Genomic DNA, 1,202 nt, shown 5'->3' on the forward strand with positions numbered 1-1,202 from the left:
GCGATGTGGTCACACCTGTTCCCATCCCGAACACAGAAGTTAAGCACATCAGCGGCAAAAATAGCCTTACGGTGAATCGAGCACGTTGCCAGGTCTTTGCTTTTTTTTATTGTCTGTACAATACCTTGTATGAATATCAGAAGTGCTGAACTGAAAAGTTAAATTCCACTTTTAAAAGAAAAACTTGAAGTTGAAATTAGTTATGCAGAAACCGTGCTGACAGATTGCTAAAGCCAATGTAAAATGTAGGTTTTGTTCAAAGTAATAATGTTCATTAACCTACATTTTTATTTTGTACTTTTTCTATTCCTGATCTTCCATATTCTGCAGCTGATCCTTCATTCTACTCAAAGGTCCATTGATATTGATTACAGAACAGTGGTGAAGCAGACGATCTAGTAGTGCGTTGGTCAGTATCAGCTCATCGAATATATCAGCACACTTTGAGAAAATCAAATTTGTAGTTGTGATAATGCTTGTCTTTTTGAATCTTTTCGATATCAGAATGAAGAAGAGATTAGTGATAGAAACGCCGGCATCCTGCAATACGCTATCTTCGATATACGTATACAGCGTTCTTTCGGATACTTTGATTTCCGGATGGTTCTGACAGATGACATAGAGAGACTGTCCCTGTTCCAGCAGAGGTTTGATAAGAAGACCTAGATCTCTGATTTCATTGAATGTAGCGTTGACACCGGCACGTGCATCACAGAGCATTTCAGCATATTCTTTCTGTGCAGCATCCGCTTCATACTTGTACTTGTCGAACCGGCAGCGCTTGTATCTTTCGCAGCCGTTGCATGCGCCAGGAGAGCGGGCACGTCTTTTACAGATGAAAGGCCTGAAGGCAGGGCATTTCCTAGAACAATGGTGTGAATATTTGTTTGGACATTTCCGGCGTCGATGCACTCGACAGGATACTTTAACTTGTAGGAAAGAGTTCGATGATTCTTGATTTCCTTTCCAATTGTAGATTTGTCTTTGCCAAGCGTATCTGCGATGGACTTTTTAGAAGAATTGTTTTCAATGCCGCGTTGAATGATTCTGCGTTCGTCATCAGTTAAATGTAAATTCTTGTTAGATGTTGTCATGGTATGATCTCCTTTCTTTGCGGCAACACATCCAGCTGAGAAAAATAAAACATTCTGAAAGAGTAAAATCAACTGGAAGCTGGTGAAATAGTAAATTCTATTCTGTGT

Annotated in this window: 2 protein-coding genes and 1 rRNA gene; 1 reads left to right on the top strand and 2 read right to left on the bottom strand. The window is 39.9% G+C overall.

Features of this window, described 5'->3' with window-relative positions:
* A 5S ribosomal RNA gene (gene rrf, locus ACTND6_RS11005) occupies positions 1 to 94 on the top strand; the annotation flags it as partial.
* A 209-nt stretch (positions 95 to 303) separates the two neighbouring features.
* Here the strand turns inward: rrf and ACTND6_RS11010 are convergent.
* Both ACTND6_RS11010 and ACTND6_RS11015 read right to left on the bottom strand, forming a co-directional pair.
* The gene (locus ACTND6_RS11010; RefSeq protein ID WP_441024282.1) at positions 304 to 720 is read right to left on the bottom strand and encodes an ATP-binding protein; all 417 of its coding nucleotides are present in this window, start codon (positions 718 to 720) and stop codon (positions 304 to 306) included.
* The coding region (locus tag ACTND6_RS11015) for a helix-turn-helix domain-containing protein (RefSeq protein ID WP_441045106.1) at positions 663 to 1,202 on the bottom strand (540 nt) is incomplete at its 5' end. The genes ACTND6_RS11010 and ACTND6_RS11015, both read right to left, overlap by 58 nt.

This window comes from Bulleidia sp. HCP3S3_C9, from assembly GCF_052064035.1.
GTDB lineage: Bacteria > Bacillota_I > Bacilli_A > Erysipelotrichales > Erysipelotrichaceae > Bulleidia.